This window comes from Nodosilinea sp. LEGE 07298 (assembly GCF_015207265.1).
Lineage (GTDB): Bacteria > Cyanobacteriota > Cyanobacteriia > Phormidesmidales > Phormidesmidaceae > Nodosilinea.
This window is the reverse complement of sequence record NZ_JADEXE010000481.1, coordinates 1-3,135: the sequence shown is the minus strand read 5'-3', so window position 1 is coordinate 3,135 and position 3,135 is coordinate 1. Positions and strand designations below refer to the sequence as shown.

The 3,135-nt window shown below is 62.3% G+C and carries 1 protein-coding gene; it reads left to right on the top strand.

Going from position 1 to position 3,135, the window contains the following annotated elements:
• Positions 1–19 precede the first annotated feature (19 nt).
• Positions 20–3,135: efflux RND transporter permease subunit (locus IQ273_RS31995; protein ID WP_194027119.1), on the top strand; the 3,116-nt coding region annotated here is incomplete at its 3' end.

Here is a 3,135-nt window from a genome sequence, read left to right as displayed (position 1 = left end):
CCCAACTACCCCTCCCTCCATGAACCTCTCCGGCTGGTCAATTCGTCGCCCGATTCCCGTCATAGTTCTCTTCCTGGTGCTTACCCTGGGGGGGCTGGTCTCCTTTGGACAGCTGGGCATCGACGAGAACCCCAATATTGAATTTCCAGCAATTACCGTCACCGTCACCCAGACCGGGGCGGGGCCAGAGGAGCTGGAGAACCAGGTCACGCGCAAAATTGAGGATGCCGTTGCCGGGCTGGGGGACATCGACGAAATCCGCTCTACAGTGCGGGATGGCTCGTCAAATACGGTGATTTCCTTCGTCCTCGGCACCGATGTCGACCGGGCCACCAACGACGTGCGCGATGCGGTGACGCGAATTCGGCAGGATCTGCCCGGCAGCATTCAAGAACCCGTGATTCGGCGGCTGGAGTTTGGCGGCGGCGTAGTGATGACCTACGCGGTGGACTCGGACCAGCGATCGGTCGAAGAACTCAGTGACCTAGTTGATCGCACCATTAGCCAAGAGATTCTCACCGTAGAAGGGGTGGCGCGGGTGGACCGCGTCGGCGGCGTTGACCCTGAAATTCGCGTCGACCTCGACCCGGAGCAGCTCGACGCCTTAGGCATTACCGCCACCCAGGTGAACGACCAGATTCGTGCCCTCAACATCAACCTGCCCAGCGGGCGAGCCACCCTGGGCGACCAGGAGCAAAGCTTTCGCACCCTGGGCAGCGCCTCCACGGTGGAGGCATTTCAGGCGGCCCGCATTGCCCTACCCAACGGCACTACAGTGCCCCTGACCAGCCTGGGCACAGTCGAGAGCGGCTTTGGGGAAGCGCGGCAGTCGGCTAACCTGGGCAACCAGCCGGTGGTGGCCTTTCAGATTTACCGCAGCACCGGCAGCATTTTGGTATCGGTGGAGGAAGGCGTGCAGGCAGCAGTGGCGCAGCTAAATGAAACCTTGCCCGAAGACGTCAATATTGAGCTGATCTTTACCCGTGCTACCGAAATTCGGGACTCGTACCAGGCGTCGATTGACGCACTGATTTTGGGCTGCGTGCTGGCGGTGGTGGTGGTGGGCGTATTTTTGCGCGACTGGCGGGCGACGCTGGTGACCGCCACGGCCCTGCCCCTGTCGATCATTCCAACCTTTTTGGTGCTGGGCTGGTTTGACTACACCCTCAACAGCATGACCCTGCTGGCGCTCACCCTGGCGGTGGGCAATTTGGTCGACGATGCGATCGTTGAAATTGAGAACGTGGAGCGCCATATTGATATGGGCAAGCGCCCGTTTCAGGCGGCGCTCGACTCGACTGCTGAGGTGGGTCTGGCGGTGGTAACCACCACGGCGACCATCGTGGCGGTGTTTTTGCCGGTGGCCTTTATGGGGGGCGTGCCGGGGCAGTTCTTTCAGCCCTTTGGGGTGACGGTGGTAACGGCAACGGTGTTTTCGACCATTGTGGCCCGACTGGTGACGCCGATGATGGCGGCCTACCTGCTCAAGGGCAAGCCCCAGGCGATGGCGGCGGCAGGCTCGTTTGAGTCCTTTAACGGCGGCGATGCTAACGGCAGCAACGGCCATAGCAGCAACGGCCATGGCCGCCAGCGCCAGACACCGCACCGTGGCCCCTACCGCCGCCTGCTGGGTTGGGCGCTGCGCCACCGAGGAGTGACCATTGCCCTGGCGCTGGTTTTCTTCGTCGGTAGCCTGCAACTGGTGCCCTATATTCCCACCAACCTGTTCGACAGCAGCGACTCGGGCTTGTCTACTATTTCGGTAGAGCTGCCGCCAGGGGCCACCCTGGCCGATACCCAGCGGGTGACCACTCAGCTGAGCGAGGGCCTGCTGGCTGACCCGGCGGTGTCGACGGTGCTCACCACCGAAGGCGGCGAGAATGGCGTCAACCAGGCCACGGTCTATGCTCGTCTGGTGGCCAAAAGCGATCGCGACCGATCTCAGGCTCAGTTTGAGCAGCAGGCCCGCGATATTTTTCAGCGGGTGCCCGGTGCCCGGATTACCTTTCAAAGCAGCGGCGCTTCGGGAGAGGGCAAAGACCTCAGCGTGGTGCTCAAAAGCGATGACCCGCTCGCCCTGAGGGAAGTATCAGACTCGCTGACTCGCGAGATGCGCGGGGTGACGGGGCTGGTGGATGTTAGCTCTAGCGCCAGCCTGGTGCGGCCCGAGGTGCAGATTGTGCCCGACATGGACCGGGCCGCGGATCTGGGGGTGACGGTGCAGGCGATCGCAGCCACCACTTCCCTAGCCACCCTAGGCGACACCGACGCCAACCTGGCTGACTTTAACCTGGGCGATCGCCAAATCCCCATTCGCGTACAGATCGACCCCGCCTTTCGCGACGACCCAGAACTGTTGCAAACCCTGCGGGTGCCCAGTCAAGACGGTGGGCTGGTGCCCCTCGCAGCGGTGGCCGATGTGCGCTTTGGCAGCGGCCCAGCTCAGATCAACCGCTTTGATCGGTCGCGCCAGGTCACCATCGGCGGCAACCTCCAGGGCATAACCCTGGGTCAGGGGCTGGAGGTGGTAGACGAACTGCCCACTATGCAAAACCTGCCCGCCAGCGTTACCCAGCAGCCTGCGGGCGATGCCGAGATCATGCGCGATATTTTTAGCCGCTTTGCCCTGGCCCTGGCCACAGCGGTGCTGATGATCTTTGCCGTGCTGGTGCTGCTGTACAACAGCTTTATCTACCCGACGGCGGTAATGGCGGCGCTGCCCCTGTCGGTGGGCGGCGCGCTGCTGGCCCTGCTGATTACCCAAAAGCCCCTGGGCCTGTTTGCCCTGATCGGCATTGTGCTGCTGATGGGCCTGGTGACCAAAAACGCCATTCTGCTGGTGGACTACGCTCTGATCGCCCTAAAGGAGGGCAAGACCCGCAAAGTAGCAGTCATGGAAGCTGGGGTAACTCGCCTGCGCCCCATTCTGATGACCTCGATCTCGACGATGGCGGGGATGGTGCCCATTGCCCTGGAACTGGGGGCTGGGGGCGAAACCCGCAGCCCAATGGCGATCGCGGTGATTGGCGGGTTTACGACCTCTACCCTGCTGACTCTAGTGGTGGTGCCGGTACTGTTTACCTATATTGAGCAGGTGAATGGTGCGATCGCCAAGCTGTTTGACCGCTTCCGGGG